This is a genomic window from Devosia oryziradicis (genome assembly GCF_016698645.1).
GTDB lineage: Bacteria > Pseudomonadota > Alphaproteobacteria > Rhizobiales > Devosiaceae > Devosia > Devosia oryziradicis.
Map to the genome: position 1 here is coordinate 798,553 of NZ_CP068047.1, position 25,187 is coordinate 823,739.

Below are 25,187 nucleotides of genomic sequence, written 5' to 3' on the forward strand. Positions count from 1 at the left end.
CCTGCTATGCGCCGAGATGCTGCAAGGTCGCCGCTGTAAACTGCCCGTTGGGCGGCAGACCGTTATCGGCCTGGTAGGCCTTCAACGCCGCGCGACTTTTACTGCCGAAAATCCCGTTGATCGAGCCAGCGTAATAGCCAAGGCCCGCCAGCTTGATCTGAACGGACTTGAGGCGGGCGATGGAAAGCGACATTGGCGCGGTCGCAGCATCGGCAGCCGAAAGCGGCCATGCGACGAGGCTCTGTACCTTGGCCAGCCAGTTGAAGCGATCCTGCAACCCCGTCGTGCCGCCATTGATGCCCTTGGTCACGCCGGTGAAGTCCCCGGCATCGCATTTGGGATTAAGCTTCTTCCAGGTCCAGAACGCGCAGGCCACCCGCAAGGCATGCTCGGGATCCAGCGCCAGGTCAGGCTGGGTTTCGAGCGGCAGCTGAGCAATGGCGCCTACCTGCCGATAGCCGTCACGCCCGGTGATCTGGATGTAGCCGCGTCCCCGGTAGGTCCAGCCATCGTCCGGCTTGGTATTGCCCATGCGCCCGCCATAGACATTGTTGGCCAGCGCGCGGGGATTGCCGGCCAAGCCATTGGTGTCGGACAGTTTCTTGAACCGCGACGGCCAGACCACCATCATGCGTGGGCCGGTATAGTTGAGGTTCTCCTCCCGGATCTTGAGGCCGCCCGATTCATGGCCGATCTGCGCCAGGAAGAAGTGCAGGCGGTTCTGCGTCTTGGATATCTCGAAAGCCGCCAGGAGTGCGGGCGCCTGCGCGGCAAACGCGTCGATGCTTTGCTGGCTGGCCGAAGGATAGAGCTGGGCGAGCAGATCGGTGCTGAGCATGGGAAATCACCTGGATTGAATTGCTGCCGTCAGGGCACGCGGGCAAAGCCGAGCAGCTTGTCGATGGCGCCCAGCGTGTAGACGAACGAGCCGACCTTGGAGGTCTTGTTGCCCTCGATGGTGCGGACGATGCCGTTGTCGTAGCTGTGGACGATGCCGATATGGCCCTTCCAGCTCGAGGGTGCCTGCCGCCACCAGACAATGATGTCCCCGGGAAGCGGTGGATGGGTATTGTCTGGCTTGACTGCCCAGCCCTTGGCCTTGAGCTGATCGAGAATATCGCGGGCGCCGACCGAGTACTTGAACGGCATGGGCTGGCCGGACGTCGAAAAGCAGAAGCTGACGAAACCGGCGCACCAGTCGTTGGGCGTGCCGACGATACCGTTGAGATAGCGCGTGACGTGCGGACCCATATTGTTGCCGCCAACTTCCCCATGGCCGGCATTCATTTCAGCGATCGCCACGGCAAGCGCAGCCCTGGCCGTTGCCGAGCCACCGGCGGGTACATTGGGCGCCGATGCGGCGGCGGAGGCAGGTGTCGTTGTCTGCCCCAGCCGGTTGGTGATGGCCCACTCGGTCACCGGTCCCACGACGCCATCGACAACCAGTGGTCGCCCCTGGCTGTCCACGTTCTGCATCTGGAAGGCCCTGACCGCCCGGCGCAGCGCGTCGTCGAAAGTGCTGGCCGGACTGCCGGGGAAATATCCCAGTTGCTTGAGGTCGCGTCCGAGCTTGGAAACGCCAGGACCCGTGTCGCCGAACCGCATTGTCAATTTCGCCTGCCCCCCCCGGGTCATTTACCCGGAGGCGACTCTATGGCCGGCGCGCATCGCTTGAATATTGGGGCCTTTGCGGATGCCGGAACGGCAGTCTCGCCTGCAGACAATGGCCGGGTGGTCGGAATGGTGGAGCTGAGCGGGATCGAACCGCTGACCTCGTCATTGCGAACGACGCGCTCTCCCAACTGAGCTACAGCCCCGTTCCGACGGGTGTTGATATGGACAAAATTCCGCTTGGGGGCAAGGGGAATTAGGCCGCCGCAGCGGGGCAGACCAGCGCGTGGACGACAAGCCCCGCCGTGGCGGTCGAACCCAATCCAGGCCGCCGCCAAGGCGGTTGGCGACGCTGACCTGGCTAGACCTTGGCCCACCCGCCGGATTTTTCGCTGGCGAAAACCGCGTCGATGACCTTCATGGAAGCGATGGCATCTTCGATGCCCCAGGGCAGGGGCGCCTTGCCCAGGACGGCCAGCGCGAAGGCTTCCGCCTGTTCGGTATACTGATCGACGGAAGGCAGGATTTCCCGACGGGCCAGCGAGCCGTCAAAGGGGGCACCTGTGTCGATGGTGATGGCGGTGCGCTCGTCGGCCGGGGCGTTGAAGGGAATGATGATCTCGAGCTTGGCCTTGCTGCCCAGGACCTGAACGCGCTGGTGGCCGGCGGCCTGGGTGGAGCAGATGAAATTGAGCTGCTTCCCACCGCCAAAATCGGCAATGACGCTGGCGAGGCGGTCGGTGCCGAAGCTTTCGTCGCGATCGACCAGCGAGACCACGCGCTTGGGTTCGCTGTTGAACAGGTAGCGGGCGGCGGTGATCGGATAGCAGCCGATATCCATGATGCCGCCGCCGCCAATATCGGCCTGGTTGCGGACATTGGCGGGGTCGGCGTTGAAATAAGTGAAAACCGCATTGATGGCGCGGACCTCGCCCAGTTCGCCCGAGCGGATGATCTCGCGTGTACGCTGCCACTGCGGGTGGAAGCGGACCATGAAGGCTTCGAGCACGATACGATCGGGCGGACACTGGCGCAGAGTTTCCGCTTCGGCGGCGTTGAGCGCGATCGGCTTTTCGCAGAGCACATGCTTGCCGGCCTTGGCGGCGGCCACCGTCATGGGAACATGGAGGTGGTTGGGCAGCGGGTTGTAGATGGCGTCGATGTCGGGGTCTGCAAACAGGTCTTCGTAGGAACCATAGGCCTTGGCAATACCCAGCTCGGCTGCTGCGGCCTGTGCCTTGGCCAAGTCGCGGGAGGCAATGGCCACCACTTCGGAGTGGGCCGATTTCTGAATCGCCGGCGTGACTTTCTGCATGCCGATATTGGCCGTGGACAGGATGCCCCAGCGTACCTTCTTGTCGCTCATTGTCTGGTCCCCCCAAATGGTGGGCAAGCTTTAGCGGCGCGGGCCGCGCTTGGCTAGTATGGAAGATGCGGGCGATGCACGCGGCTGGACGAGACCGGTTGAAACTGTCTGGGCAGTCCCCACATGCTGCCTTCAACAACGTTCAGGTGAATTCAATGCGCAGTGTCAGCTACGCCCAATTCGGCGATCCAGCCCAGGTTCTTCGGCTGGTGGAGCGTGACACGCCGCAGCCCGGACCGGGCCAGGTCCGCGTTCGGCTACTGCTGTCCCCAATCCATAATCACGACCTGGCGACAATTGCGGGGGTATACGGCGTAAAGCCGCCCCTGCCCGCCGTGCCCGGCACAGAGGCGGTCGGCGTGGTGGATGCACTGGGGGAGGGGGTCGGTAATTTGCGCGTCGGCCAGCGCGTGATGGGGGGCGTCAGCCAGGCCTGGGCGGAATTCTATCTGGCCGATGCGGCCCGGGCCATCCCGGTTCCCGACAGCGTCGACGACGCGACGGCGGGCCAACTGATTTCCATGCCGCTCAGTGCCAAGATGCTGCTGGCCGACCTGGACGTAACAGCGGGTGACTGGATTATCCAGAATGCCGCCAATGGTGCGGTGGGCAAGCTGCTCAATCAGTTCGCCGGCGACGCTGGGGTAAAGGTGATCAACCTCGTGCGGCGCAATGCCGGTGTGGCCGAGCTTGCCGCATTGGGGATCGGCAACACGGTTTCCACCGAGGCGGCGGACTGGCGCGAACAGGTGACGAGCTTGACCGGCGGCGCACCCATCGTGCGCGGCCTGGATTCGATAGGGGGCGATGGCCCCGAAGCCTTGCTCAGCGTTGCGGCGGAGCGCGCCCAGATCATTTCGTTCGGTAATCTGAGCGGGCGCAAGATCGAGTTGTCGTCGGACATGCTGCTGTTCAAGCAGGCCACCGTGCGGGGTTTCTGGGGCGCGCGTACCAACACCAAGCCCGCCGATATTGCCCGCATGATCGGGGAATTGGTGACGGCCGCGTCAAGCGGCGCGCTCAAACTCCCCGTCGAGGCCGTCTATGGCCTCGATCAGGCAGCCCAGGCCGCCAAGGCAAGCGCCGAACCTGGCCGCAAGGGCAAGGTCGCGCTGCGCGGCTGAGTGCTTGGGGGCAGTCCTGGTCGACGCGCCGAAGGCTAGAGCAGGCCCAGCATCCTGTCCTGCTCCCGGCGCAGCGCCCACAGGCGCGTCGAGGTATCGGGCTGGCTGTTGGCCGAGGTCAGCAACTCGCCCTTTTTCACGGGCGCAACCACCTTGCCGCCTTCGAGCAGACCGACCGGTACAGCCTGGGCGGCGCGGCTGTCTCCTATGGTCATGGTGTAGCTGCGATAGCAGGTCTCGCCGATGGCATCGAAGGTTTCGCCCGGTTTGAGATCGCGCTTGGCGACGGCGCAGACTTCGGCGACCGGATTGGGCAGCGGCACCATGTCGGGCTTGCCCGACAGCATGATGCGCGCGCAGGTCAGCGGGACTTCCAGGCTCGTTAGGTGATAGGGCCGGAAGAAGCTGTAATAGGGGCCGTGGCCGATATGGAGGTCGTCCATCCGCTCGATGATGCGCGGATGCTCGGCCTTGACGATGACGAAGACGCCCGGTGCGACGCCCTTGCCGATGGTGAAATCGACGACCCCCGTCGTGTTGAGGATGCCGCCGTCTGCCTTGGGGATCAGCACCCTGGCCATGTCATCGCGATCGGCCTTGGGTCCATGCATGCCGGGCACATCAGGCACCAGGCCCGTGGCATTGGCGATGGCACACATTTCCACCATTGTCTTGCTGCCATCGACGAACTCAACCAGCATGCGGGGGTTCATGTTGCGGCGGGTGGCTTCCTCCCGATAGTCGTCGGGCACGGCGTCGTGGCGGAGCGGATTGTTCTTGCCCTTGCCGGCCGCGACGATGGGCAGGCCCAGCGCCGAGACGAATTCGATCAGTTCCATGCAGGAGCTGGGCTCATCCCCGGCGCCGACAGAATAGACGACCCCCAGCTTGTCCGCCTGGGCCTTGAGGTAGGGGCCTATGGTGACGTCTGCCTCGACATTCATCATCACCAGATGCTTGCCGTGCTCCATGGCCATCAGGTCGTAGTCGGCTGCCACACCAGGCTTGCCGGTGGCATCGATGACCACGTCGATATTGTCCGTGGTGACCAGCGTCTCGGCCGAGGTAATGGCGATCTTGCCAGCCTCGATGGTCGCGAGGGCCTGGGCCGGACTATCGGCAACCCTGCCCTTGCTGTCATCGCCATAGGCAATGGTCATGGCATCCAGGGCCGTATGCGGCCGGCGGGTGGCAATGGCCGCCATCTCGATGCCCTGCATCAGGCTCATCTGGGTCACCAGGTCGGTGCCCATTTCGCCCGAGCCGATCACGCCAACGCGAATGGGCCGGCCCGTTTCGGCGCGGTCGGCAAGGTCGCGGGCAAGTCCGGTCAGGGCAATCTTGGTGGTCATGTCAGGTCCAACGCGAATAGGCGCGCTTGGGTTACCGCCCTGCCCACCGGCAGGCAAGCGAAAGTGCGGCAGTTGCAGCGAAGCTCCCATGCGGGGGGGCAGGGCCGTGGCCCGCGAGCAATGCACAGTTGCGCCACTGGTGTGATTTAGCCCTGCCGACCCGGGCGCCGTTTAGGCTTCTTAAACCGTTCCCATGGAAAGTGGGGCGTGGAGAGAACTCCGGGGGGCATGCATTCGCCATGGTCAGCCAGGCCAAGAAATCCGTCGCGTTGCCAGCAGTCATCGACCTTGACTCGCTGGATGACATTCGTGACGGCCTGATTGACGCGATCGAGGAGGGGCCGGTCACGGTTACCGCCGCCGCAGTCGAGCGCGTATCGACCAATGCCTTGTTCATGCTCATCAGCGCGGCAGAGGCCGCCCGGAGAAACCATTTCGACTTTGCTATTGAGCAGCCAAGCGCGGCCCTGGTGACCGCGATCGAGCGCCTGGGCCTGGGCGCCCAGTTTTCAGGGATGATGAGAGGATGACGACTTTGCGGGTACTGACAGTGGACGATTCGAGGACGATCCTCGCCATGCTGCACCACACCCTCTCCAATGCCGGCTTCGAGGTGCTGCAGGCCGAGGATGGCAAGCAGGGCCTGGACGTGCTCAAGAACGAGACGGTGGATGTGGTCATTACCGACATCAACATGCCCGTCATGGATGGCATCGAGTTCATCAAGAACGTGCGGGCGACGGGCAACCACCAGAGCCTGCCGATCCTGATCCTCACCACCGAAACGAGCCAGGACAAGCGCGACCAGGGCAAGGCGGCGGGCGGCACGGGCTGGATCGTCAAGCCGTTCGACCCCGAGAAGCTGATCTCGGTCATCCACCGGGTCGTGCACTAGACTTCACCCAGAAGGGTTGGACGTGTTCGCATGAGCGATCTCGACGATTTCAAGGCCACATATTTCGACGAGTGTTCCGAGCTCCTGACCGAGCTCGAGGAACAGTTCGCGGCGATCGAGGCGGGCGAGCGCGACGCGGACCGGCTCAACGCGGTGTTCCGTGCCATCCACTCGATCAAGGGCGGCGCCGGAGCTTTCGGTTTTTCGGCGCTGGTCGGCTTTGCCCATGCCTATGAAACGCTGCTCGATTATGTGCGCGATGGCCGTATCGAGATGAGCGACGACGTCGTGGCTCTGTGCATCCGGGCAAATGACATCGTGGCCGATCACGTCAAGGCGGCGCAGACCGGCGACGCCCTGCCGGCCGATTACGGCATGGACGAGAAGGAACGTTTCGACGCCCTGGCGCGCGGCGACGCAGCGCCCGGCGAGGACGACGAGGGCGGCGAGCCGCTGGAAGAATTCGATATCGACTTCACCCCGGTCATGGTGAACCTGGATGCTCCGGCGGCGCCTGCTGCCCTGGTGGATGACGAAGCGGCCCTGGACGACGCGTTCGACGCCGCTCCGATGCAGACCGAGGCGGGCCATTGGGAAGTGCGCTTCACGCCGCACCGGGCGCTTTATGCCCGCGCCAACGATCCGCTGCTGCTGTTCCGCGAACTGTCGGCGCTGGGCGAAATGCATGTCCGGGCGATCGTCAGCGAAATCCCGCCGCTCAGCGACTTCGAGCCGTTTGCGGTTTACTGCTCGTGGGAGATCACCATGATCTCCCCGGACCTCACCGAGGCCATGATCCGCGAGGTCTTCGAGTTCGTCGAGGGGGACTGCGACATCAGCGTGGCGCAGGTGGGCGGCTCTGCCCCGGCGGCCGTGACGCCTGCGGCGGCGCCGGAGCCGGTCGAAGCCAAACAGGCCAAGAAGGCCTTGCTCGAAATCAACCAGGAGCCCGATCCGGCCGACCTGCTGGCGCTGGCCGACGACGAAGTGGCAAGCCTGCTAGATTTCGACGCCACCGCGCCAACCGCTGCCACGGCGGTTGCAGCGCCCGAGCCGACATTTGTGCCCGAGCCCGCACCGGCGCCGGTCACCGCCCAGGACAGCTTCGAGGAAGCGCCGGGCCTGAGCTTTGCCGAACTGGCCGCCAGCATCGAACCCAGCCCGGTGGCGCGGCCATCGGCCCCGGCGCCTGCACCGGCGCGGGCGAGTGCCACGCCGGTCCCGCCAGCGTCGTCCGCCCCGGCGGCATCGGGCGAGAGCGAAGAGGGCAATGGCGGCAATCGCAGCGTCGGCGTGCAGTCGATCCGCGTCGATCTCGACAAGGTCGACCGCGTGGTCAACATGGTGGGCGAGCTGGTGATTACCCAGTCCATGCTCACCCAGCAGATGGATGAGACGCTGCGGGCGCGCTACACCGAACTGGTGCGCGGGCTCGAGGTGCTGGCGCAGACGACGCGCGGCCTGCAGGATTCGGTGATGGCGATCCGCGCCCAGCCGGTGAAGTCGGTCTTCTCCAGGATGCCGCGCCTGGTGCGCGAACTGGCGACCAAGACCGGCAAGAAGATCAAGCTCGAGACGATCGGCGAGAACACCGAAATCGACAAGACCGTCATCGAGCAGCTGAGCGACCCGCTGACGCATATGATCCGCAACTCGGCCGACCATGGCATCGAGACGCCGGACAAGCGCACTGGCCGCGGCAAGAGCGAAACCGGCACGATCCGCCTCTCGGCCGAACAGGCCGGCGGCAATATCCTGATCGTCGTCGAGGACGATGGCGGCGGAATCAACCGCGAGCGCGTGCTGCAGGTGGCGCGGGACAAGGGCATCGTTGCCGCCGATGTGCAGCCGACGGACGAGCAGATCGACCAGCTTATCTTCGCGCCGGGCTTCTCGACCGCTTCGGAAGTCAGCGACATTTCCGGCCGTGGCGTCGGCATGGACGTGGTGCTGAGCAACATCAAGAAGATCGGCGGCTCGGTGCATGTGCGCAGCTGGACCGGCAAGGGTTGCCGAATGACGCTGCGCCTGCCGCTGACGCTGGCCGTGCTCGACGTGATGCTGGTCAAGGTCGGCGAGAGCCCCTATGTGGTGCCGCTGAGCTCGATCGTTGAAACCATTCAGTGCTCTCGCGCCAGCTTCGAGCGTGTGCCATCGGGCGGCCAGGTGCTGCAGGTGCGCGGCGAATACGTGCAGGTCATCGACCTGGCCAAGCGCTTCGACATGGTCACCGAGACCGATCCGGAAAACCGCTTCGTGGTGCTCTGCGAGGCCGAAGGCTCGGCCAAGGTGGCGCTGATCGTCGATGACATCATCGGCCAGCAGCAGGTCGTGATCAAATCGCTGGAAGAAAATTTCGAACGGGTGGACGGCATTGCCGGCGGCACGATCCTGGGCGACGGCAATGTCGCGCTGATCGTGGACGTCCAGGGCCTCAAAACCTCGATTGTCCATAAGAACGCCGCTTGAGGCGGCGTCAAGAGAATGCCGCCTGGCGGCCTGTAGTTTTGCGTAGCCGGCCAGAAGGTCGGCAGAAAGGCAGATAGAAATGGAAGCGCTCGGTTTGCGTGACGACATGGGCGAAAAGGCCGGCGTTGCCGGTGCCAACTCGCTCCAGCTGATCGCCTTTTCCATCGGCGAACAGACCTATGGCGTGGAGATCACCACGGTGCGCGAAATCCGCGCCTGGAACGGTGCGACGCCGCTCCCCAATACGCGCGAATTCGTCCGTGGGGTGATCAACCTGCGCGGTACGATCGTGCCGATCTTCGACCTGCGCGCCCGGTTCGGCGATGGCCAGACCTCGCCCACCAAGAATCACGTCGTGGTGGTGATGAGCGTGGGCGACAAGTGGGTCGGCATCCTGGTGGACGCGGTCAGCGACATTCTCACCGTCTCGCGCGACGACATCCACAATGTGCCGGAAGGCAATTCCATCGACACCGAGCTGCTCAATGGCATCGTGACCCACGAGAGCCGCATGGTCGGGCTGATCGACCTGCATGCCGTGGTCAGCGGCGCCAAGATGGACGGCTAGGACAGCGTCGTTTCGCTGGCTCTCAAGGGCGCTTCGGCGCCCTTTTGTTTTTCCGGATTGCTTTGCGCCCAGACGTCGCCCAGCGCGTCGATCAGCGGAAGCAGCTTGAGGCCGGTTTCGGTGAGGTCATACTCGACCCGCAATGGATAGCCGGCAAACGCGGTCCGTCGCACGATGCCGGCGGTTTCCAGCTTGCGCAGCTCGAAGGTCAGCATGCGGTGGGAGACGGTTGGATTATCCCGCTGCAGGTCGCTGAAGCGCTTGGTGCCATCCTTGAGATAGTAGAGCAACAGGGTGGGCCAGCGGCCGCTGAGCACCTGCATCACCTCTTCGATCGGACACCGCGAGACCAGGTGTTTCATGGCGCCGCTCCATCGTGGTTACAAAAACATGCGTAATTTACTTAGGGACGAGAGCACCTAAGTTCCAGTCTCGCTGCGCGGCGTGATCCCTTGAATCACGGAGACTGAAATGGAACCGATCCTTGTTTATGGCTTCCCGGCGGGAAGCTCGATGGGTCTTGTCGCTGCCCTGGAATGGCTGGGGCAGCCCTATCGCCTGTGTCGCGTCGACATGCTGGGCGACATGCGCGACCCCTCCTATGCCCGCATCAATGCTCGGCATGAGACACCAGCATTCATTACCGAGGACGGCAGGACCCTGACCGAGACGATGGCGATCGCCGCCTGGATCGAGGCGCGGGATGCCGAGCGTCGAGTCAGTTTTGCGCCCATGTCGGCCGAAGCGGACCGGATGCACCAGCTGATGGGCTTCATCAATAGCGGCTTCACCGGCGCGTTCTCGCCCCTTTGGGCGGCGCTCGAAATGGAGACGCCGGATACGACACTCCAGCAAGCCTTGCGCCAATGGGGCCGGGAGCGGGTCATCGAGCGACACGACAAGCTCGAGGCAATGATCGGCGACACGCCTTTTCTGGTCGGCAACCGGCCGAGCCTGGCCGATGGCATTTTGATCGGCATTGCCCGCTGGCTGGATTATCACCAAGTGGCCGAACCAAAGCGCTGGCCGAAACTTGAAGCGGTGCGACGGCGCATCGAGGCGGAGCCGGCCGTCATCTTTGCCACGGCCATCGAAAACGGCGACACGCCTGCCGGATCAGGCGCTATGCTGGGGCAGGTGCCACTGGCCGAGGTGATTGATCGCTTCGGCGCGTAGACAAGGGGCGCCCTCGGGCGCCCCTCCCTGCTATGGCGTGGCGTCGGCCACCTTCGTCGCGTCGATGGAGCGGTAGCGCGCCTCGATCAGACCATAGGCGCCGAAGGCAACGAGTCCCAGGGCAATCAGGCCATAGAGCCAGCGTCCGAACGGCAGACTATGGACATAGTCGAGCGCTTCCGCGGTGCCTGCAGCCTGTTCGGGCGAGACCGTCAGGGCGGCGTAGAACAGGAAGCCGCCAATAACCAGCAGCACGATACCGCGGGCGATCAGGCCAAATCGGCAAACCTGATCCATCCAAGCCTTATGCTGCGCCGGCAGGGAAAGCCGCTTGCGATAGCCGCCCGATGCGCCGTACCAGATCTGCACGCCGGCCGCAGCGAGCACGCCGCAGGCGGCAAGACCAAGCAGAAACGGCCCAAATGGCTGCTGCAGCAGCCAGGCAGACGCGGTTTCCTCGCCGCCGTCGCCACCCGACCCGCCAGCGCCAAGGGCCAGCCTGGCGGCGGTGAGCATCAGGAAAAGATTGACGGCGGCGCTGACCAACTGGCCGGCGCGGCTAAGGAAGCCCTTGGCGTCGTCGTCCACGTCGTCGGCATTGAGCAGGCCCTGGGCCAGCTTCCAAAGGACGTAGCCCAGAAGGCCAACGGCAATCAGGCCGACCAACACCCGACCAAAAGGCAGACCGAGCAAGCCCGAAAGAGCGCCCGAGGTGTCCTCGGAGTTGCCGCCCCACAGGGCCGATGTCAGGGAGAAGGCGCCGAGCAGAAGATAGACGATGCCGCGCGCGGCGTAGCCCGCGCGGGCGAGGTTCTCGAAGCGGTTGTGCTGCATGAATAGTGTCTCCTGGAGCACGGCAACGCCGGGCATTGCCGTCCGTTCCAGGCGTCAGGGCGTGGTGCTGGTGCCCTGTTCGTTCTGTCCCGTGGGCTGATCCACGGTGCCCCGGCGCTGCAGGATGAAGGCGACGCTGCTGCAGAGCAGGGCCCAGGCCGAGCCCAGGCACCATCCGGCCAGGATATCGCTGGGATAATGCACGCCCATGTAGAGCCGGCTGAATCCAACGAGCAGCGTGAGCAGCAGGGCGCCGACAAGGCTGAGAATCTGCAGGGGACGCGTCGGGGCGAAGCGGGCCAGCAGCGCGCCGAGCGTCAGAAAGGTGACGGCGGACAGCATGGCGTGGCCGCTCGGAAAGCTGGCGGTGAACTGCTCGGACATGGTGGTGAGGTCGGGGCGGGGCCGGTTGTAACCCATCTTGAGCACCGTGCTGAGCAGGGTGCCGCCAAGTACCGAGACAAGCACAAAAACGGCAGCCGAGTGCAGCCGGGAAAGGTAGAGGTAGGCGCAAACACCCAGGACAAGCAGGCCGAGCAGGGAGAAACTGCCCAGGGCCGTAATGTCGCGCACCATTTCATGCACCCATGACGGGCCGATTACCGTGTCCGGGTTGGCGGGGTCGCGGAACAGCATAAGGATACTGCGGTCGAAGGCTTCCATCTCGCCCTCGACCATCTCGTCGGCCAGTTGCAGGAACCCGAGCGTCAACCCGCTGATGATGGCCAGAACCACGAGCAATGGCGCCTCCTTGACGACGAAGGAGACGACGTTGCGGGGATGAAGGGTCTCGGTCAGGCGCTGTAACATGGATCACTCCTCGCGCGGAGCAACGTACATGTCCCAACGGCGTTCCGGGCTGCGACGATGCGGCCGACCATCTCCCCGGAAATCGGGCGATCAGAACAGCTCGGCGTCGCCGTGGCTCTGGTGAGCGGCAATACCACTGAGCGCGGGGACCCGCAGCTCGTCGAGGGTGAGGCTGGACCAGATTTCGTCGTAGACGCTGTCGGGGGCGTTGGCAGGCAGGAGTGCAAACTGGCGGACGGCCAGGGCCATGTTGTGGCAGCGCTGCTCGATACGGTCCTGACCCTGCAGGGCCGTGACAATCATCTGCATGGCCTCGCGGATTGATGCATCCTTGGCCAGGTTCTTGTCGGCGAGCAGTTCGAGCGCTTCAGTGATGCCTTCTAGCATCGACGCCGTCTGGCGCGCCGTCTCATCGAGTTCTCTCGCGAGTTTCTGCAGTGACATAAAGATAGATCCTAGCCCCGTTCATCGCACCCTATCCCAGTATTTCTAAAGCTCTTCTTGCCGATATCGGGGTGGCCAGGACACTGTGTCGGCGTGGTTAGCGATTGGCTAACGAGTTTCCCGTTAGGATCGCGATACTGGCATTCTAGGGTAACTTGACGACAAATGGCTCTGCCGAATTCTCTTCCACCCGAATTCGACCGTGGTGTAGTGACGACCGTGCATCAAGGTGACTGCCATGTGTCCGATGCCGCGGACCTGACCTATTCGACGGTCCTGGGCTCCTGCATTTCGGCCTGTGTCCGGGATCGGGTCGCCAATGTGGGCGGCATGAACCATTTTCTGCTGGCAGAACAATCAGGTTCGGCCAAGGATCGCTATGGTGCCTCGGCCCGCTACGGCGCCTTTGCCATGGAACAGCTGATCAACAAGGTGCTGACCAAGGGCACCGGCAAGAAATCCAACCTCGAGATCAAGGTGTTCGGCGGCGGCAAGATCAACTCCTCGCTCGACGATGTCGGCAAGAAGAATATCGAGTTCATCCGCCAGTTCCTTGCCGATGAAGGCTATGTCGCCATGAGCGAGGATTTGGGCGGCAACTACGCGCGGCGGGTCCTATTCAAGCCGCATTCGGGACGTGCCTTTGTCAAGCGGCTCGACAGTGACGCCGGCGACAACGTGGCGCGCGAAGAAATCGCGATCGCCAAGCGCCGGGTGGTGGTGCCTGCGCCGGTGGACGATATCGAACTGTTCTAAGCAAAGCATGCTGCCGGCCAACGAGCCAGTATGCGCCTGCGGCCGACGCCGCCAGCTTTTCGGATCCTGCCGTTCTGGCTCGTCCCGAAGTGGCACAGGTATTCATCGCGTGACAATCAGACTTACCGAAGTCTTACGCGGCGGCAACAGCTTATAGAGTTGATTAACCATTGCTGGGTAAAGTCCGGCCATGTGGGAATTGCCTCTGCTGATTTGTCGATCGGACGCGCCATGGCCAATCTACGCCTGTCGCTGACCATCGCCGCATTGTGGCTGGGCACCATGGTGCTGAGCGGCCTGGTCCTGGCTGTTGCGGGCGGTGGCCTGACGGGGCAAGGCTCCATCGCCGGACTGGTCCTGGTCGCCTTTGCCGCAACCCTGCTGGTCGCGACCCGACTGGACCAGCGCGAAAGCGCCATGCTGGCCTCCGTGGCCCTGGCGGCGGGACTCAGCGACAAGCCGGGTGAGCCGCTCAGCATTGCCGGCATCGTGGGCCGGTTGGGCAAGCGGCTGGAGCGCGCCTATCATTTCAAGAGCGCCATAGCTGCACTGCACCAACCCGTGGTGGTGGTGGACGACAATGGGGTCATCCTTGCCGCCAGCGCGGGTGCGTCTGGCTTGGTCAAGGGCACTGTAGAAGGGGCAACGCTCGATTCGCTGTTCGGCGCGGGTTACCTCGCCGCGGGCGGCGGGGCGCCCGAGGAAACCATGGTGGCGCTGGGCGATGGTCGCTTCACGGTCCGGCGGCTGCCGATCGCCAACGGCCGCTACCTGCTCGAACTGGTTCCGGCCGGGAGCTATATCGAGGATGATGACCTGGACGCGTTTGCGGCGGCGCTGGCGAGCGGGCAGACCGGCTTCCGCTTCGAGGCCAAGCCGCATACCGCCCTGGCGGCGCTCAACAGCGGGCTGGCTCGCCTCGATACCGGGCTGCGCCAACTCGAAGGGCTTGCCGCCGGCCAGCAGGAAATGCCGGACGCTCTGGACGGTCCGCTTGGCTCGCTGGCGACGCGGCTGCACGATTTCTCGAACGCAATGGCGGAACAGCTTGTCGAAGAGCGGGATGCGCGGAACCGGCTCGAACAGCGGCTGGCTGCCGTCGCAAAATTGCTTGATGGCTTCGAACGGAAAGCCGCCCAATACGATGCGCTGGCCGCTGCCGGCCGCGACGATGTGGGAGAGACGGGCAAGGCGCTGACCGCGGGTGGCGGACGGCTGCGCCAGGCGCTGACGATTGGTCGTGAGGCACAGGACCTGGTGGGCCAGGCCGAACTCGCGGCGCGGCGCACCCATACCCTGGTCGGGGAAATCGACCAGATGACCTCCGATATCGACAAGATGGTGCAGGCCATCGAGGATGTTTCGTTCCGCACCAACCTGCTGGCACTCAATGCTGCGGTAGAAGCGGCGCGTGCCGGCGAAAAGGGGGCGGGCTTTGCCGTGGTGGCCGACGAGGTCCGCCAGCTTGCGCAACTGACGAACCGCTCGGCTCGCGACATCCGCGGGGTGGTCAAGCGCGGTCGGGAGCAGTCCGAGACTGGCGTGAACGAGGCGCAGGCGCTGCAAAAAATGATCGCTGCGCTCGATTTGCATTTACGCAATCTAAGCAATGAAACCGATATGGTCGCTGCGACACTGGACGAAGGTGACGCGGCGCTCAGGCGCCTCACCGGGCGGATGGCGTCGTTCGGCGAGACCGGGGAGACCAGCGCGGTACCTCCAACGCGGCGGGCGACGGCCTGAAACCGGGCCGACGAGCCGGTTGGCAATTGGGGTATGCCGCATGGAACAGGGAGAAATCTCCCTCAGCGATCGCGAGTTTTCGCGCATCAAGAGCCGGGTCTATCAGGTCGCCGGCATTTCGCTCAGCGATGCCAAGCGAACGCTGGTCATCTCGCGTTTGAGCAAGATCGTGCGGGCGTTGGGCCTGGCGGGCTTCGACGCCTATGTCGACTATCTCGAGCGCAGCGGGTCAGCCCAGGATGGGCAGGATTTCGTCAACGCGCTGACCACCAACCTCACGCGGTTCTATCGCGAGGACCACCACTTCGAACATCTGCGCTCCTATGTGGGGGGGCTGATCGCGGACAAGCCGCGCGGGTCGCGCCTGCGGCTGTGGTCGGCCGGCTGCTCGACGGGGCAGGAGCCCTATACGCTGGGCATGGACCTGTTGGCGGCCTACCCCGAACTCAAGCGCTGGGACTTCAAGATTCTGGCCACCGACATCGACACGGCCGTCATCGCCAAGGCGGCCCGCGGCGTTTACCCCGAGAACGAACTCAATGGGCTCAGCGCCGAACGGGCTCGGCTGTTCGAGAAAACCGGCGATGGACAGATCCGGATACCTTCGGCGGTACGCGAGCTCGTCTCGTTCAAGCCGCTCAACCTGATCGGGCCGAACTGGCCGATGAAGGGGCCGTTCGACGCCATCTTCTGTCGCAACGTGGCGATCTATTTCGACAAGCCAACGCAGGGTGAAGTCTTCGGCCGGCTGGGCAAGCTGCTGGCGCCCGAAGGTTTCCTCTATATCGGCCATTCCGAAAATCTGGGATCGGGCGGCGAAGGCTTCCGCCTGGTCGGCAAGACCATCTACCAATCCAAGTTGAAACAGAGCAAACGAGAAGCAGCATGAGCATCAAGGTCCTGGTCGTCGACGATTCGGCGCTGATCCGCGAAGTGCTGGCCCGCATGCTGACGCGCGACGGCGACATCAATGTGGTCGGCACGGCGGTCGATCCGAACGACGCGCGCGAGAAGATCAAGCAGTTCAACCCCGACGTGGTGACGCTCGACATCGAAATGCCCGGCATGAACGGGTTGCAATTCCTCGACAAGCTGATGCGCCTGCGGCCAACGCCGGTGGTGATGGTTTCGACGCTGACCAAGAAGGGGGCCAGCGAAACGCTCTTGGCCCTCGAACTGGGTGCGGTCGATTTCGTGGCCAAGCCGAGCGCCGAAGCCGAGGGCGGGATCGAAGCCTTTGGCGCCAACCTGCGCGACAAGATCCGCGCGGCCGCCAAGTCCGACGTGCGCGGACGTTCCAGCGGCCGGGCCGAAGCGCCCAAGGTGGCGATCAAGACCGCCGCGGCGCCGTCGGGCGCCTTGATCGCCATCGGGGCGTCCACCGGCGGCGTCGAGGCGATCCGTGCTGTTCTCGCCCATATGCCTGTCGACTGCCCGCCCATCGTCATCGCCCAGCACATGCCGGCAGGCTTTACCAGCCGGTTTGCCGCACGCCTCGACGAAATCTGCGACCTCAAGGTGGTGGAGGCCGAAGACCGCATGCCGCTGCTGGCGGGCCACGCTTATGTGGCGCGAGGCGACTATCACCTGCGGGTGGAACGGTCCTCGGGCCAGCTCAAGGCGCGGCTTACCCAGGACAACCTCGAAAGCGGGCACCGCCCGAGCGTCGATGTGCTGTTCGAATCTGTGGCCAAGACGGTGGGGCCGATGGCGGTCGGCGCCATCCTGACCGGGATGGGCCGCGATGGCGCGCGGGGCCTCAAATTGATGCGCGACGCGGGCGCCTATACCGTGGGCCAGAGCCAGGCGTCGGCCCTGGTCTATGGCATGCCGCGCGTCGCCTTCGAGGAAGGCGCGGTTGTCGAGCAGGCGCCGGTCGAGGCGATCGCGGCCCGCCTGGCCAATGCTCTGGTGCGGCTGAAGTCGGCCGCCTGAGTGGCGTCGGGCACAATGCCAACACCCGGATTGAGAGATTTGTAACGCTTCTTGCCTAGTGTTTCGGCAGAAGAATTGGGGTTTGCGGCCCCACGCGCCAGAAGGTGAAATACGACCATGCCTAAAGCCAGCGCAGTCAGCGTCCTCATCGTCGACGACCAGCAGTCCATGCGCGGTATCTGCAAGTACATCCTCACCCAGCTCGGCTTCAAGGACATCATCGAAGCCAAGAGCGGTCGCGATGCCCTGGGCAAGCTCGAAAAATCCAATGTCGACCTGATCATCTCGGACTGGAACATGGAAGACATTGACGGGCTGACCCTGCTCAAGGTCATCCGCAAGCATCCGCGCACCCAGGGCATGCCATTCATCATGGCGACCGGCCGCTCCGACAAGGAGCAGGTCAAGGAAGCCATTTCCTTTGGCGTCAACAACTACATCATCAAGCCGTTTGACGCTTCGACCATGAAGAAGCGCATCGAGGCGGTAATCGGCGCGCTGAGCTGACCGAGCACGCAGCACGCTCCTCTAGGACGGGCCACCCATAGGGTGGCCTTTGTCGTTTTGGTCGCCGCCCTACCCGGAGCAATTGCAAACGCTGATCGACAAAAGCCAAGTCGCTGGCCCGACCGTATTTATCCGTAACAAGTGATTAATTCGTCGTGTGTATCGTTTGCACAGATTGGCACCAAGCCAATGACGAGGGGGACGACTTCCACGCAAACCGGGCCAAGAAGGGCGCTGGTTTATCGCCTTGGCGCGATGGCGGGGCAGTCCGGTAGGAAAGCTGGAGCATTCGATGGGATTTTTGCCGCAACTCAAGATCGCCCAGAAGCTGCCATTGGCGCTGGTCGGATCGGCGCTGCTGGTGAGCGCGGGCGTGGGCATTGCCAGCTACCTGATCGGCTCGGCAACCGTGGATCAATTGTCACGGCGGCAGATCGAAACGATCGCCACGCAGACCTCGGCCGAACTTGGTTCGTATCTCGACGGCATTGCCAAGGACCTGACGATCACGGCGGCAACAGAATCCACCCAAACCGTTCTGCGCGATCTCAACATCAACTGGGGCCAGTTCCAGACCGGTTCGCTGGCGACGGACCCGGTCGCTGCGCTGCAGACGGCCTATATTACCAACAATCCCGATCCGGCCAATCGTGAGCTGCTCGACGTTTCGACCGCCGACAAGCGCACCAACTACGATTTCACCCATTCCAAAATCCACCCGGCCTTCCGCCGGCAGTTGCAGGCGCGCGGCTATGCAGACCTGATCGTGTTCAATCCGACCGGCGACCTGGTCTATTCGGTCAAGAAGCGCGACGACCTGGCGACAAATTTTGCCGCCGGTGGCCCCGGCGCCGAAACTGGCCTGGGCAAAGCCTTCCAGGCTGCTGCCGCAATGACCGAGGGCGGACAGGTGGCGTTCCAGGACTTCACCGCCTATGCCCCAGCAGGCGGAATGCCGGAAGGTTTCATGGCGACGCCGGTCTTCGACAACCGCCAGAAGCTGGTGGGTGTGCTGGCTGCCGCGATCTCGACCGCGCCGATCAACGCCATCATGAGCAGCAGCGAAGGCCTGGGCGAGACCGGCGAGAGCTTCTTTGTCGGGCCGGATTTCCTGATGCGGTCGGATTCGCGATTCTCGGAGGGCGACGACTCCCTGACGACCACGTTCCGCAACCCGGTCGTCGAAGCGGCCCTGGCCGGCACCGAAGCGGTCGGCATTTCCTCGGATTATCGCGGCATGGACATGATCCTGACCGCGCAGCCGCTGAGATTTGGCGGGGCGAACTGGGCCGTGGTGACCGCCGTTGGTGAGGACGAGGCCTATGCCCCGATCACCGACATGCGCAACATGATGCTGGCCATTGGCGGCGGACTGCTCGCCATCGCGGCGATCGCCGGCTACTTCTTTGCCCGCTCGGTCAGCCGTCCGATCAGCCGCCTCACCACGACTATGGAGGCCCTGGCCGATGGCGACCTCGATGTCGAGGTGCGCGGCGCCGACGGCCGGGACGAACTGGGCGCCATGGCCCGTGCGGTCGAAGTGTTCCGCGAAAACGGGCTCAAGATGGCGCAGATGACCGAGGCGGAGGCCGCCCAGATCATCCGGAGCCAGGCGGAACGTGCGGCGATGATGCAGGATCTGCAGCGCGCCTTCGGCGCGGTGGTCGACGCCGCGATCGCAGGGGACTTCACCAAACGCGTCGATGCCGAATTCCCCGACGACGAGCTCAATACGCTGGCCCGTTCGGTCAACAACCTCGTGGCGACGGTCGATCGCGGGTTGAGCGAAACCGGCACCGTGCTGGCTTCGCTCGCCCATACCGATCTCACCCAGCGCATGCAGGGCGACTATCAGGGCGCCTTTGCCCGCCTCAAGGCCGATACCAATGCGGTGGCCGAGAAGCTCACCGATATTGTCGGACAGCTCAAGGACACCTCGCGCACCCTCAAGAATGCGACGGGCGAAATCCTCAGCGGCGCCAATGACCTGAGCGAGCGCACCACCAAGCAGGCGGCGACGATCGAAGAAACCTCGGCGGCCATGGAGCAGCTGGCGGCAACGGTGCTGCAAAATGCCGACCGCGCCAAGGAGGCCAGCTCGGTCGCCTCGACGGTGACCCGCACAGCCGAAGAAGGCGGGCAGGTGATGCACCAGGCGACCGAAGCCATGGAGCGCATCACCGCTTCCTCGGGCAAGATTTCCAACATCATCGGGCTGATCGACGACATTGCCTTCCAGACCAACCTTCTGGCGCTCAATGCCTCGGTCGAAGCGGCGCGCGCCGGTGATGCCGGCAAGGGCTTTGCCGTCGTGGCCGTGGAAGTGCGGCGCCTGGCCCAGTCGGCCGCCAATGCGTCGAGCGAGGTCAAGGTGCTGATCGAACAGTCGGCCGGGGAGGTGAAGGGCGGTTCGCGCCTGGTGCTCGATGCCGCCGCCAAGCTCGAGGCCATGGTGGCCGCAGCACGCTCGTCGAACGAGTTGATGAGCGGCATTGCCAAGGAAAGCCGCGAACAGGCCGGCGCCATCGAAGAAGTCAATTCGGCCGTCCGCACCATGGACGAGATGACCCAGCACAATGCGGCGCTGGTGGAAGAGATCAATGCCGCCATCGAGCAGACGGAGGCGCAGGCTACCGAGCTCGACCGCATCGTGGATATCTTTGCCATCAATGACAGCGCCGCGGCGCACCGTCGCGCCGCGCCGATGCCGGCCTCCCCGGTCAAGGCACTGGCCCACGGCGCCCGCGAGTTGCAGGACAAGCTCAAGACCGTCGCCAAGTCCTATCTCAGCCATGGCAATGCCGCCGTGGACAAGGACTGGAACGAATTCTAGGCGCTAGGCGCGCCGAGGTCTGGATCGATGAAGCGGGGCCAGCTTGGCCCCGTTTTCTTTGGTCGCGGGGCGCAGTTAGCTGCCGGTGACAAATAAATCGAACCGGGTTTGATCAAATCGTCATCGAAAACGATACCGGCCCCGGCTTGGACAACTTTCAATTAACCGCTGTCCCGTAATTTTCTCCATCAATGGATCAGCTGGCGCGCGATGAATTCGCTCGCGCAGGCGTTCGGGGGGAAACGAACATGCGCAAGTTCTTTGGGGTCTTTGGCAACATCAGGATGACCACGGCCATCGCGGCGCTGGTACTGGTGTCGATTATCGGCTCGATCGCCGCCGTGTCGGGCGCGATCTACATGAGCCTGCACGCCCAATCGATCACCAACAGCAAGGCGCAGCAGGAAGCCAATCTGGCAGTGGCCGCGACCATCCTGGAGCGCCGCATTTCCGGCTCGGTGCTGAACTGGACCGACGAAGGGACGATGGATGCTTTCCAGAGCTGGGCCATCCCCCCATTCTATGACACCGAGATCATCGACTCGGTCACCCGCGTCACCCGGCAGGATGCCACCATCTACGTGCTGGACGGCGACACCCAGAACCTGGTCGGCAAGACGACCAGCCTGGCCGCCGCCGACGGTACGCGCGTCGCCGACCTCGTGCTGGAACCGACGAGCCCGGCCTATGCCGCCGTCACCGCGGGCGAGGCCTATGTGGGCGAGCTGCCGGTCAACGGCGTCAGCTATTTTGCGGCCCTCCAGCCCATCGAGAAGATGGGCGGCGAAGTCATGGGCGCCATCTTTGTTGGTACGCCGATGACCAATGTCGAAGCAGCGGCCACCGGCGTTCTGGGTCTAATCCTGATGGTGGGTGGCCTGGTGACCGTGGGCCTGGGCCTGCTCGGGCTGCTGCTGTCGCGCCTGATCACCAAGCCCATTCCCAAGCTTGCCGCCTCCATGGAAGCCATTGCCGAGGGCAATTACGAGGCCGACGTGCCCTATACGCAGCAGGGCAACGAGGTGGGCGCCATGGCTCGCGCCGTCGAGGTGTTCCGCCAGAACGGGTTGCGCGTCAGCCAGATGACCGAAGCCGAGGCCGCGCGCATCATCGCCGACCAGGAAAACCGGCAGAAGATGATGAGCGAGCTTCAGTCCGCCTTCGGCGAAGTCGTCGATGCCGCGGTGGCGGGCGATTTCTCGCGCCAGGTGGCAGCGGAATTTCCTGATCCCGAGCTCAATGCGCTGGCCGCGGGCGTCAACAATCTGGTTCGAACCTTCAACCGCGGCGTCAGCGAGATGGGCCAGGTGCTGGGCGCCATGGCCGATACGGACCTTACCCAGCGCATGGAAGGCGACTATGAAGGCGCCTTCGCCACGCTCAAGAGCGACATCAACGCGGTCGCCGACAAGCTGACCGAAGTGGTGGGCCAGCTGCGCCATACCTCGGGCTCGCTCAAGACCGCGACAGGCGAAATCCTCAGCGGCGCCAACGATCTCAGCGAACGGACTACCAAGCAGGCGGCGACGATCGAAGAGACTTCGGCGGCGATGGAGCAGCTGGCCGGCACCGTGCTCAAGAATGCACAGCGCGCCAAGGATGCGAGCGCCAATGCCGCGCAGGTCACCCGCACCGCCGAAGAAGGCGGCCAGGTGATGGATGCGGCGACCGCGGCCATGGAGCGGATCACCCAGTCCTCGGCCAAGATCTCCAACATCATCGGCATGATCGACGATATTGCCTTCCAGACCAATCTCCTGGCGCTGAACGCGTCGGTGGAAGCCGCCCGCGCTGGCGATGCCGGCAAGGGCTTTGCCGTGGTGGCTGTGGAAGTGCGCCGTCTGGCGCAGTCGGCAGCGCAGGCATCCAGCGAGGTCAAGGTGCTGATCGAGCAGTCGGCCGGCGAGGTCAATGCGGGTTCCAAGCTGGTCGGCGATGCCGCCGGCAAGCTGAAGGCCATGCTGGATGCGGCACGCGGCAACAACGGCCTGCTCGAATCGATCGCCAATGACAGCCGCGAACAGGCTTCGGCCATTGACGAGGTGACGACGGCCGTCCGCACCATGGACGAGATGACCCAGCACAATGCGGCGCTGGTGGAACAGACCAATGCGGCCATCGAGCAGACCGAGGCGCAGGCGACCGAACTCGACCGGATCGTGGACGTGTTCCGCATCGACGACCACGAGAACCCCGCAAGTCGCAGCGAACGTCGTCCGGCCGCGCCCGCGGCGAGCGGCGCCCGCGACCTGCAGCAGCGGCTGGCCGCGGCTTCGAGCAACCTCATGACCCACGGCAACGCCGCCGTGGCGCCGGACTGGAACGAATTCTAGTCCAGGGCATCTGCCACCCACGTCAAACCGCGCGGCTCAGCCCGCGCGGTTTTGTTTTGTGGGTGTGTCTCGGCTCTGGGCGGAAAGTGGCCCGAAAGGCCCGGATTCCCGGCAATAAACACTCGCTTAAGCCTGTGCTGATATTTATCGGGTCGGTGCAACCGGGTCTCGGGCGCGCATAGTTTTTGGGGCAGACTGGCATGTTCAAGCGCGCTGGCCACTTTGTCGGCAATATCAAGCTGACGACAATGATCGCCATGTTGGTGATCTCGGCAATCATCGTCTCGGTTCTGGTGGTGACGGCCGCGATCTATCTCAATCTGAGTGCGTCTACCCGGGCCACCGCGTTCAGCGAACAGAACACCAATCTGAAGACGGCGGCGACTATCGTGCAGGGCAGCCTGCCCGGCGCCGAGGTGACCTGGAGCGAAACCGGCGACATTGCCGAGATTCGCACCTGGGCCATGCCACGCCAGTTTCTCAACCACGACATCGTCGATTCGATCGCCCGCATCACCGGCGAGGCGGCCACCATCTTCGGATGGGACGAGGCCAGCCAGGACTTCGTGCGCATGACCACCACCATTGTGGGGGAAGACGGCGAGCGCATCGTGGGTACGCCGCTGGGCCAGACCAGCCCCGCCTACGCCCGGATCCTGGAAGGCCAACCTTATTTCGGCGAGGCCAATATCGCGGGCAAGCCGTATTACACGGCCTACCAGCCCATTTTCGACCAGACCAACAAGCCTGTCGGCATCGTCTTTGTGGGCATCGACAAGGCGGCTATCGAGACCGTCGTCTATGATGCGCTCAAGATGCTGCTGGTGGTCGGCCTGGTGACACTGGCCGTGCTGGGCAGCCTGGGCTACCTCCTGTCGCGGATGATGATGGGACCGGTGCCGCGCCTGGCGCAGACCATGAAGACGGTGGCCGAAGGCAACTACCAGGCCGAAGTTCCCTATGTCGACCGGGGCAACGAAGTGGGCGAGATGGCTCGCGCGGTCGAAGTGTTCCGCGAGAACGGGCTCACCATGAGCCAGATGACCGAGGAAGAGCGTGCCGCCTCGGTGCGTCGCCGGGTGGAGCGCACCGACATGATGGTGGCCCTGCAGGCGGCCTTCGGCGAAGTGGTGGATGCCGCCATAGCCGGCGACTTTTCCAAGCGCGTGCATGTGCAGTTCGCCGACCCGGAGCTCAACTCGCTGGCTGGCAGCATCAACAACCTGGTCGAGACGGTGGACCGTGGCATTGCCGAAACCGGCCAGGTCCTGGCCGCGCTGGCCGATACCAACCTCACCAAGCGGATGGAGGGCGACTACCAGGGGTCGTTCGCCAAGCTCAAGGGCGACACCAATGCGGTGGCCGACAAACTGACCGAGGTGGTGACCCAGCTCCGTTCGACCTCGCGCACGCTCAAGACCGCCACCGGTGAAATCCTCAGCGGCGCCAATGACCTGTCCGAGCGCACCACCAAGCAGGCCGCAACCATCGAGCAGACTTCGGCAGCGATGGAAAAGCTGGCCGGCACCGTCGCCGAAAATGCGCGCATGGCGGAAGATGCCAGCGGCAAGGCACAGTCGGTGTCCGACAGTGCCGCCCATAGCGGCGCGACCATGAGCGAGGCCAACCAGGCCATGGAGCGCATCACCGCTTCCTCGGCCAAGATATCCAACATCATCGGGCTGATCGACGACATCGCCTTCCAGACAAACCTGCTGGCGCTCAATGCCTCGGTGGAGGCAGCCAGGGCGGGCGATGCGGGCAAGGGTTTTGCCGTGGTGGCGGTCGAAGTGCGACGTCTGGCGCAGTCGGCTGCCAGCGCCTCGGCCGACGTGAAGTCGCTGATCGAGCAGAGCGCCAATGAGGTGAGAGGCGGCAGCAAGCTTGTCTCCACCGCCTCCGAACAGCTGATGGCGATGCTCGAGGCCGTCGATGCCAATGCCAGGCTCATGCAGTCGATCGCCCGCGCCAGCCGCGAGCAGGCTGCCGCGATCGACGAAGTTTCGGTGGCCGTCCGCACCATGGACGAGATGACCCAGCACAATGCGGCGCTGGTGGAAGAAACCAATGCCGCCATCGAGCAGACCGAAGCGCAGGCGACCGAACTGGATCGTGTGGTGGACATCTTCACCATTGAGGAGGGTCGAGCAGTGGCACCCAGGCGGGTCCAGGCTCCACCCGAGCGCGGGTCGGCGGACCGGGTCCGTTCGGCTGCGCAAGTCTATCTCAGCGACGGAAATGCCGCCCTTGCCAAGGACTGGGCCGAGTTCTGAGGGCTGAAGGCGTGAGGTCGACAAATGGGCGCCGCGGGGCGCCCATTCCATTTTTTCGCCTCGTGGAACGTATGGTTTACCGCCCCTTAACGCGCATCTGCCAATTTCTTCCGCGGACGCACTTAACTTTGGCTTGCCAATCCCAATCGCGCGGATCG

The 25,187-nt window shown here is 64.0% G+C and carries 22 protein-coding genes and 1 tRNA gene; 14 read left to right on the forward strand and 9 right to left on the reverse strand.

Annotated elements, in window-relative coordinates; genetic code table 11:
• Nucleotides 1-4: 4 nt before the first annotated feature.
• The 4 genes from JI749_RS04005 to JI749_RS04020 form a co-directional block, all read right to left on the reverse strand.
• On the reverse strand, nucleotides 5-838 hold the full coding sequence (locus JI749_RS04005) for a peptidoglycan-binding protein (RefSeq protein ID WP_201659458.1): 834 nt from the start codon (nucleotides 836-838) through the stop codon (nucleotides 5-7).
• A gap of 29 nt (nucleotides 839-867) precedes the next feature.
• Entirely contained in the window at nucleotides 868-1,605 is a 738-nt protein-coding gene (locus tag JI749_RS04010; protein WP_201659473.1) for a CHAP domain-containing protein, read from the reverse strand.
• 136 nt (nucleotides 1,606-1,741) lie between these two features.
• Nucleotides 1,742-1,817, reverse strand: a tRNA-Ala gene (locus JI749_RS04015).
• A 155-nt stretch (nucleotides 1,818-1,972) separates the two neighbouring features.
• Nucleotides 1,973-2,977: a Gfo/Idh/MocA family protein gene (locus tag JI749_RS04020; protein WP_201659476.1), complete on the reverse strand. Its 1,005-nt coding sequence runs from the start codon at nucleotides 2,975-2,977 to the stop codon at nucleotides 1,973-1,975.
• 155 nt (nucleotides 2,978-3,132) lie between these two features.
• Here JI749_RS04020 and JI749_RS04025 point away from each other — a divergent pair, with 155 nt between their 5' ends.
• Nucleotides 3,133-4,101, forward strand: a complete 969-nt coding sequence (locus JI749_RS04025) for a zinc-binding dehydrogenase (protein WP_201659479.1) — start codon at nucleotides 3,133-3,135, stop codon at nucleotides 4,099-4,101.
• A gap of 35 nt (nucleotides 4,102-4,136) precedes the next feature.
• On the opposite strand, the gene JI749_RS04030 is transcribed toward JI749_RS04025, so the two are convergent.
• Entirely contained in the window at nucleotides 4,137-5,453 is a 1,317-nt protein-coding gene (locus tag JI749_RS04030; RefSeq protein WP_201659483.1) for an NAD(P)H-dependent oxidoreductase, read from the reverse strand.
• A 239-nt stretch (nucleotides 5,454-5,692) separates the two neighbouring features.
• Between JI749_RS04030 and JI749_RS04035 the strand changes: the two genes are divergently transcribed.
• From JI749_RS04035 to JI749_RS04050, 4 genes are all read left to right on the forward strand, one after another.
• Nucleotides 5,693-5,983: an STAS domain-containing protein gene (locus JI749_RS04035; protein WP_201659486.1), complete on the forward strand. Its 291-nt coding sequence runs from the start codon at nucleotides 5,693-5,695 to the stop codon at nucleotides 5,981-5,983.
• Nucleotides 5,980-6,348 (forward strand): response regulator, encoded by a 369-nt coding sequence (locus tag JI749_RS04040; protein WP_201659489.1) that lies wholly within the window; start codon nucleotides 5,980-5,982, stop codon nucleotides 6,346-6,348. The genes JI749_RS04035 and JI749_RS04040 overlap by 4 nt, the downstream gene beginning before the upstream one ends.
• A 30-nt stretch (nucleotides 6,349-6,378) precedes the next feature.
• The gene (locus JI749_RS04045; RefSeq protein ID WP_201659492.1) at nucleotides 6,379-8,817 is read left to right on the forward strand and encodes a chemotaxis protein CheA; all 2,439 of its coding nucleotides are present in this window, start codon (nucleotides 6,379-6,381) and stop codon (nucleotides 8,815-8,817) included.
• A 79-nt stretch (nucleotides 8,818-8,896) separates the two neighbouring features.
• Nucleotides 8,897-9,385 (forward strand): chemotaxis protein CheW, encoded by a 489-nt coding sequence (locus tag JI749_RS04050; RefSeq protein WP_201659496.1) that lies wholly within the window; start codon nucleotides 8,897-8,899, stop codon nucleotides 9,383-9,385.
• Here the strand turns inward: JI749_RS04050 and JI749_RS04055 are convergent.
• The gene (locus JI749_RS04055; protein ID WP_201659499.1) at nucleotides 9,382-9,747 is read right to left on the reverse strand and encodes a winged helix-turn-helix transcriptional regulator; all 366 of its coding nucleotides are present in this window, start codon (nucleotides 9,745-9,747) and stop codon (nucleotides 9,382-9,384) included. The genes JI749_RS04050 and JI749_RS04055 overlap by 4 nt on opposite strands.
• Nucleotides 9,748-9,856: 109 nt before the next feature.
• On the opposite strand from JI749_RS04055, the gene JI749_RS04060 reads away from it, so the two are divergent.
• Complete coding sequence (locus tag JI749_RS04060; protein ID WP_201659502.1) at nucleotides 9,857-10,561, forward strand: glutathione S-transferase family protein; 705 nt, start codon at nucleotides 9,857-9,859, stop codon at nucleotides 10,559-10,561.
• 30 nt (nucleotides 10,562-10,591) lie between these two features.
• On the opposite strand, the gene JI749_RS04065 is transcribed toward JI749_RS04060, so the two are convergent.
• The 3 genes from JI749_RS04065 to JI749_RS04075 all read right to left on the reverse strand — a co-directional run bounded on the left by JI749_RS04065 (nucleotide 10,592) and on the right by JI749_RS04075 (nucleotide 12,649).
• The gene (locus JI749_RS04065; RefSeq protein ID WP_201659505.1) at nucleotides 10,592-11,395 is read right to left on the reverse strand and encodes a DUF1206 domain-containing protein; all 804 of its coding nucleotides are present in this window, start codon (nucleotides 11,393-11,395) and stop codon (nucleotides 10,592-10,594) included.
• Between the two features lie 54 nt (nucleotides 11,396-11,449).
• Nucleotides 11,450-12,205 carry a phosphatase PAP2 family protein gene (locus JI749_RS04070; RefSeq protein ID WP_201659508.1) on the reverse strand — a complete coding sequence of 252 codons (756 nt, stop codon included), beginning with the start codon at nucleotides 12,203-12,205 and terminating at the stop codon, nucleotides 11,450-11,452.
• A gap of 90 nt (nucleotides 12,206-12,295) precedes the next feature.
• Entirely contained in the window at nucleotides 12,296-12,649 is a 354-nt protein-coding gene (locus tag JI749_RS04075) for a hypothetical protein (RefSeq protein WP_201659511.1), read from the reverse strand.
• Between the two features lie 240 nt (nucleotides 12,650-12,889).
• Between JI749_RS04075 and JI749_RS04080 the strand changes: the two genes are divergently transcribed.
• The 8 genes from JI749_RS04080 to JI749_RS04115 all read left to right on the forward strand — a co-directional run bounded on the left by JI749_RS04080 (nucleotide 12,890) and on the right by JI749_RS04115 (nucleotide 25,029).
• Nucleotides 12,890-13,405 carry a chemotaxis protein CheD gene (locus JI749_RS04080; RefSeq protein WP_201659514.1) on the forward strand — a complete coding sequence of 172 codons (516 nt, stop codon included), beginning with the start codon at nucleotides 12,890-12,892 and terminating at the stop codon, nucleotides 13,403-13,405.
• Nucleotides 13,406-13,636: 231 nt separating this feature from the next.
• The gene (locus JI749_RS04085) at nucleotides 13,637-15,148 is read left to right on the forward strand and encodes a methyl-accepting chemotaxis protein (protein ID WP_201659517.1); all 1,512 of its coding nucleotides are present in this window, start codon (nucleotides 13,637-13,639) and stop codon (nucleotides 15,146-15,148) included.
• Between the two features lie 40 nt (nucleotides 15,149-15,188).
• Nucleotides 15,189-16,037 carry a CheR family methyltransferase gene (locus tag JI749_RS04090; protein ID WP_201659520.1) on the forward strand — a complete coding sequence of 283 codons (849 nt, stop codon included), beginning with the start codon at nucleotides 15,189-15,191 and terminating at the stop codon, nucleotides 16,035-16,037.
• Entirely contained in the window at nucleotides 16,034-17,083 is a 1,050-nt protein-coding gene (locus JI749_RS04095) for a protein-glutamate methylesterase/protein-glutamine glutaminase (RefSeq protein WP_201659523.1), read from the forward strand. The genes JI749_RS04090 and JI749_RS04095 overlap by 4 nt, the downstream gene beginning before the upstream one ends.
• Before the next feature lie 117 nt (nucleotides 17,084-17,200).
• Nucleotides 17,201-17,590 carry a response regulator gene (locus tag JI749_RS04100; RefSeq protein WP_201659527.1) on the forward strand — a complete coding sequence of 130 codons (390 nt, stop codon included), beginning with the start codon at nucleotides 17,201-17,203 and terminating at the stop codon, nucleotides 17,588-17,590.
• A gap of 292 nt (nucleotides 17,591-17,882) precedes the next feature.
• On the forward strand, nucleotides 17,883-20,423 hold the full coding sequence (locus tag JI749_RS17415; RefSeq protein WP_233280852.1) for a methyl-accepting chemotaxis protein: 2,541 nt from the start codon (nucleotides 17,883-17,885) through the stop codon (nucleotides 20,421-20,423).
• Between the two features lie 248 nt (nucleotides 20,424-20,671).
• Nucleotides 20,672-22,756, forward strand: coding sequence for a methyl-accepting chemotaxis protein (locus tag JI749_RS04110; RefSeq protein WP_233280853.1), 2,085 nt, complete (start codon nucleotides 20,672-20,674; stop codon nucleotides 22,754-22,756).
• 200 nt (nucleotides 22,757-22,956) lie between these two features.
• The gene (locus tag JI749_RS04115; RefSeq protein ID WP_201659530.1) at nucleotides 22,957-25,029 is read left to right on the forward strand and encodes a methyl-accepting chemotaxis protein; all 2,073 of its coding nucleotides are present in this window, start codon (nucleotides 22,957-22,959) and stop codon (nucleotides 25,027-25,029) included.
• The last annotated feature ends 158 nt before the right edge of the window (nucleotides 25,030-25,187 follow it).

Excerpts from the sequence above, each read along its gene's own strand:
- JI749_RS04010 (WP_201659473.1), bottom strand. The coding sequence starts at position 1,605 with ATGCGGTTCGGCGACACGGGTCCTGGCGTTTCCAAGCTCGGACGCGAC.
- JI749_RS04030 (WP_201659483.1), bottom strand. The coding sequence starts at position 5,453 with ATGACCACCAAGATTGCCCTGACCGGACTTGCCCGCGACCTTGCCGAC.
- JI749_RS04065 (WP_201659505.1), bottom strand. The coding sequence starts at position 11,395 with ATGCAGCACAACCGCTTCGAGAACCTCGCCCGCGCGGGCTACGCCGCG.
- JI749_RS04070 (WP_201659508.1), bottom strand. The coding sequence starts at position 12,205 with ATGTTACAGCGCCTGACCGAGACCCTTCATCCCCGCAACGTCGTCTCC.
- JI749_RS04110 (WP_233280853.1), top strand. The coding sequence starts at position 20,672 with ATGCGCAAGTTCTTTGGGGTCTTTGGCAACATCAGGATGACCACGGCC.
- JI749_RS04050 (WP_201659496.1), top strand. The coding sequence starts at position 8,897 with ATGGAAGCGCTCGGTTTGCGTGACGACATGGGCGAAAAGGCCGGCGTT.
- JI749_RS04020 (WP_201659476.1), bottom strand. The coding sequence starts at position 2,977 with ATGAGCGACAAGAAGGTACGCTGGGGCATCCTGTCCACGGCCAATATC.
- JI749_RS04005 (WP_201659458.1), bottom strand. The coding sequence starts at position 838 with ATGCTCAGCACCGATCTGCTCGCCCAGCTCTATCCTTCGGCCAGCCAG.
- JI749_RS04095 (WP_201659523.1), top strand. The coding sequence starts at position 16,034 with ATGAGCATCAAGGTCCTGGTCGTCGACGATTCGGCGCTGATCCGCGAA.
- JI749_RS04025 (WP_201659479.1), top strand. The coding sequence starts at position 3,133 with ATGCGCAGTGTCAGCTACGCCCAATTCGGCGATCCAGCCCAGGTTCTT.
- JI749_RS04115 (WP_201659530.1), top strand. The coding sequence starts at position 22,957 with ATGTTCAAGCGCGCTGGCCACTTTGTCGGCAATATCAAGCTGACGACA.
- JI749_RS04035 (WP_201659486.1), top strand. The coding sequence starts at position 5,693 with ATGGTCAGCCAGGCCAAGAAATCCGTCGCGTTGCCAGCAGTCATCGAC.
- JI749_RS04075 (WP_201659511.1), bottom strand. The coding sequence starts at position 12,649 with ATGTCACTGCAGAAACTCGCGAGAGAACTCGATGAGACGGCGCGCCAG.
- JI749_RS04090 (WP_201659520.1), top strand. The coding sequence starts at position 15,189 with ATGGAACAGGGAGAAATCTCCCTCAGCGATCGCGAGTTTTCGCGCATC.
- JI749_RS04055 (WP_201659499.1), bottom strand. The coding sequence starts at position 9,747 with ATGAAACACCTGGTCTCGCGGTGTCCGATCGAAGAGGTGATGCAGGTG.
- JI749_RS04045 (WP_201659492.1), top strand. The coding sequence starts at position 6,379 with ATGAGCGATCTCGACGATTTCAAGGCCACATATTTCGACGAGTGTTCC.
- JI749_RS04060 (WP_201659502.1), top strand. The coding sequence starts at position 9,857 with ATGGAACCGATCCTTGTTTATGGCTTCCCGGCGGGAAGCTCGATGGGT.
- JI749_RS04100 (WP_201659527.1), top strand. The coding sequence starts at position 17,201 with ATGCCTAAAGCCAGCGCAGTCAGCGTCCTCATCGTCGACGACCAGCAG.
- JI749_RS17415 (WP_233280852.1), top strand. The coding sequence starts at position 17,883 with ATGGGATTTTTGCCGCAACTCAAGATCGCCCAGAAGCTGCCATTGGCG.
- JI749_RS04040 (WP_201659489.1), top strand. The coding sequence starts at position 5,980 with ATGACGACTTTGCGGGTACTGACAGTGGACGATTCGAGGACGATCCTC.
- JI749_RS04085 (WP_201659517.1), top strand. The coding sequence starts at position 13,637 with ATGGCCAATCTACGCCTGTCGCTGACCATCGCCGCATTGTGGCTGGGC.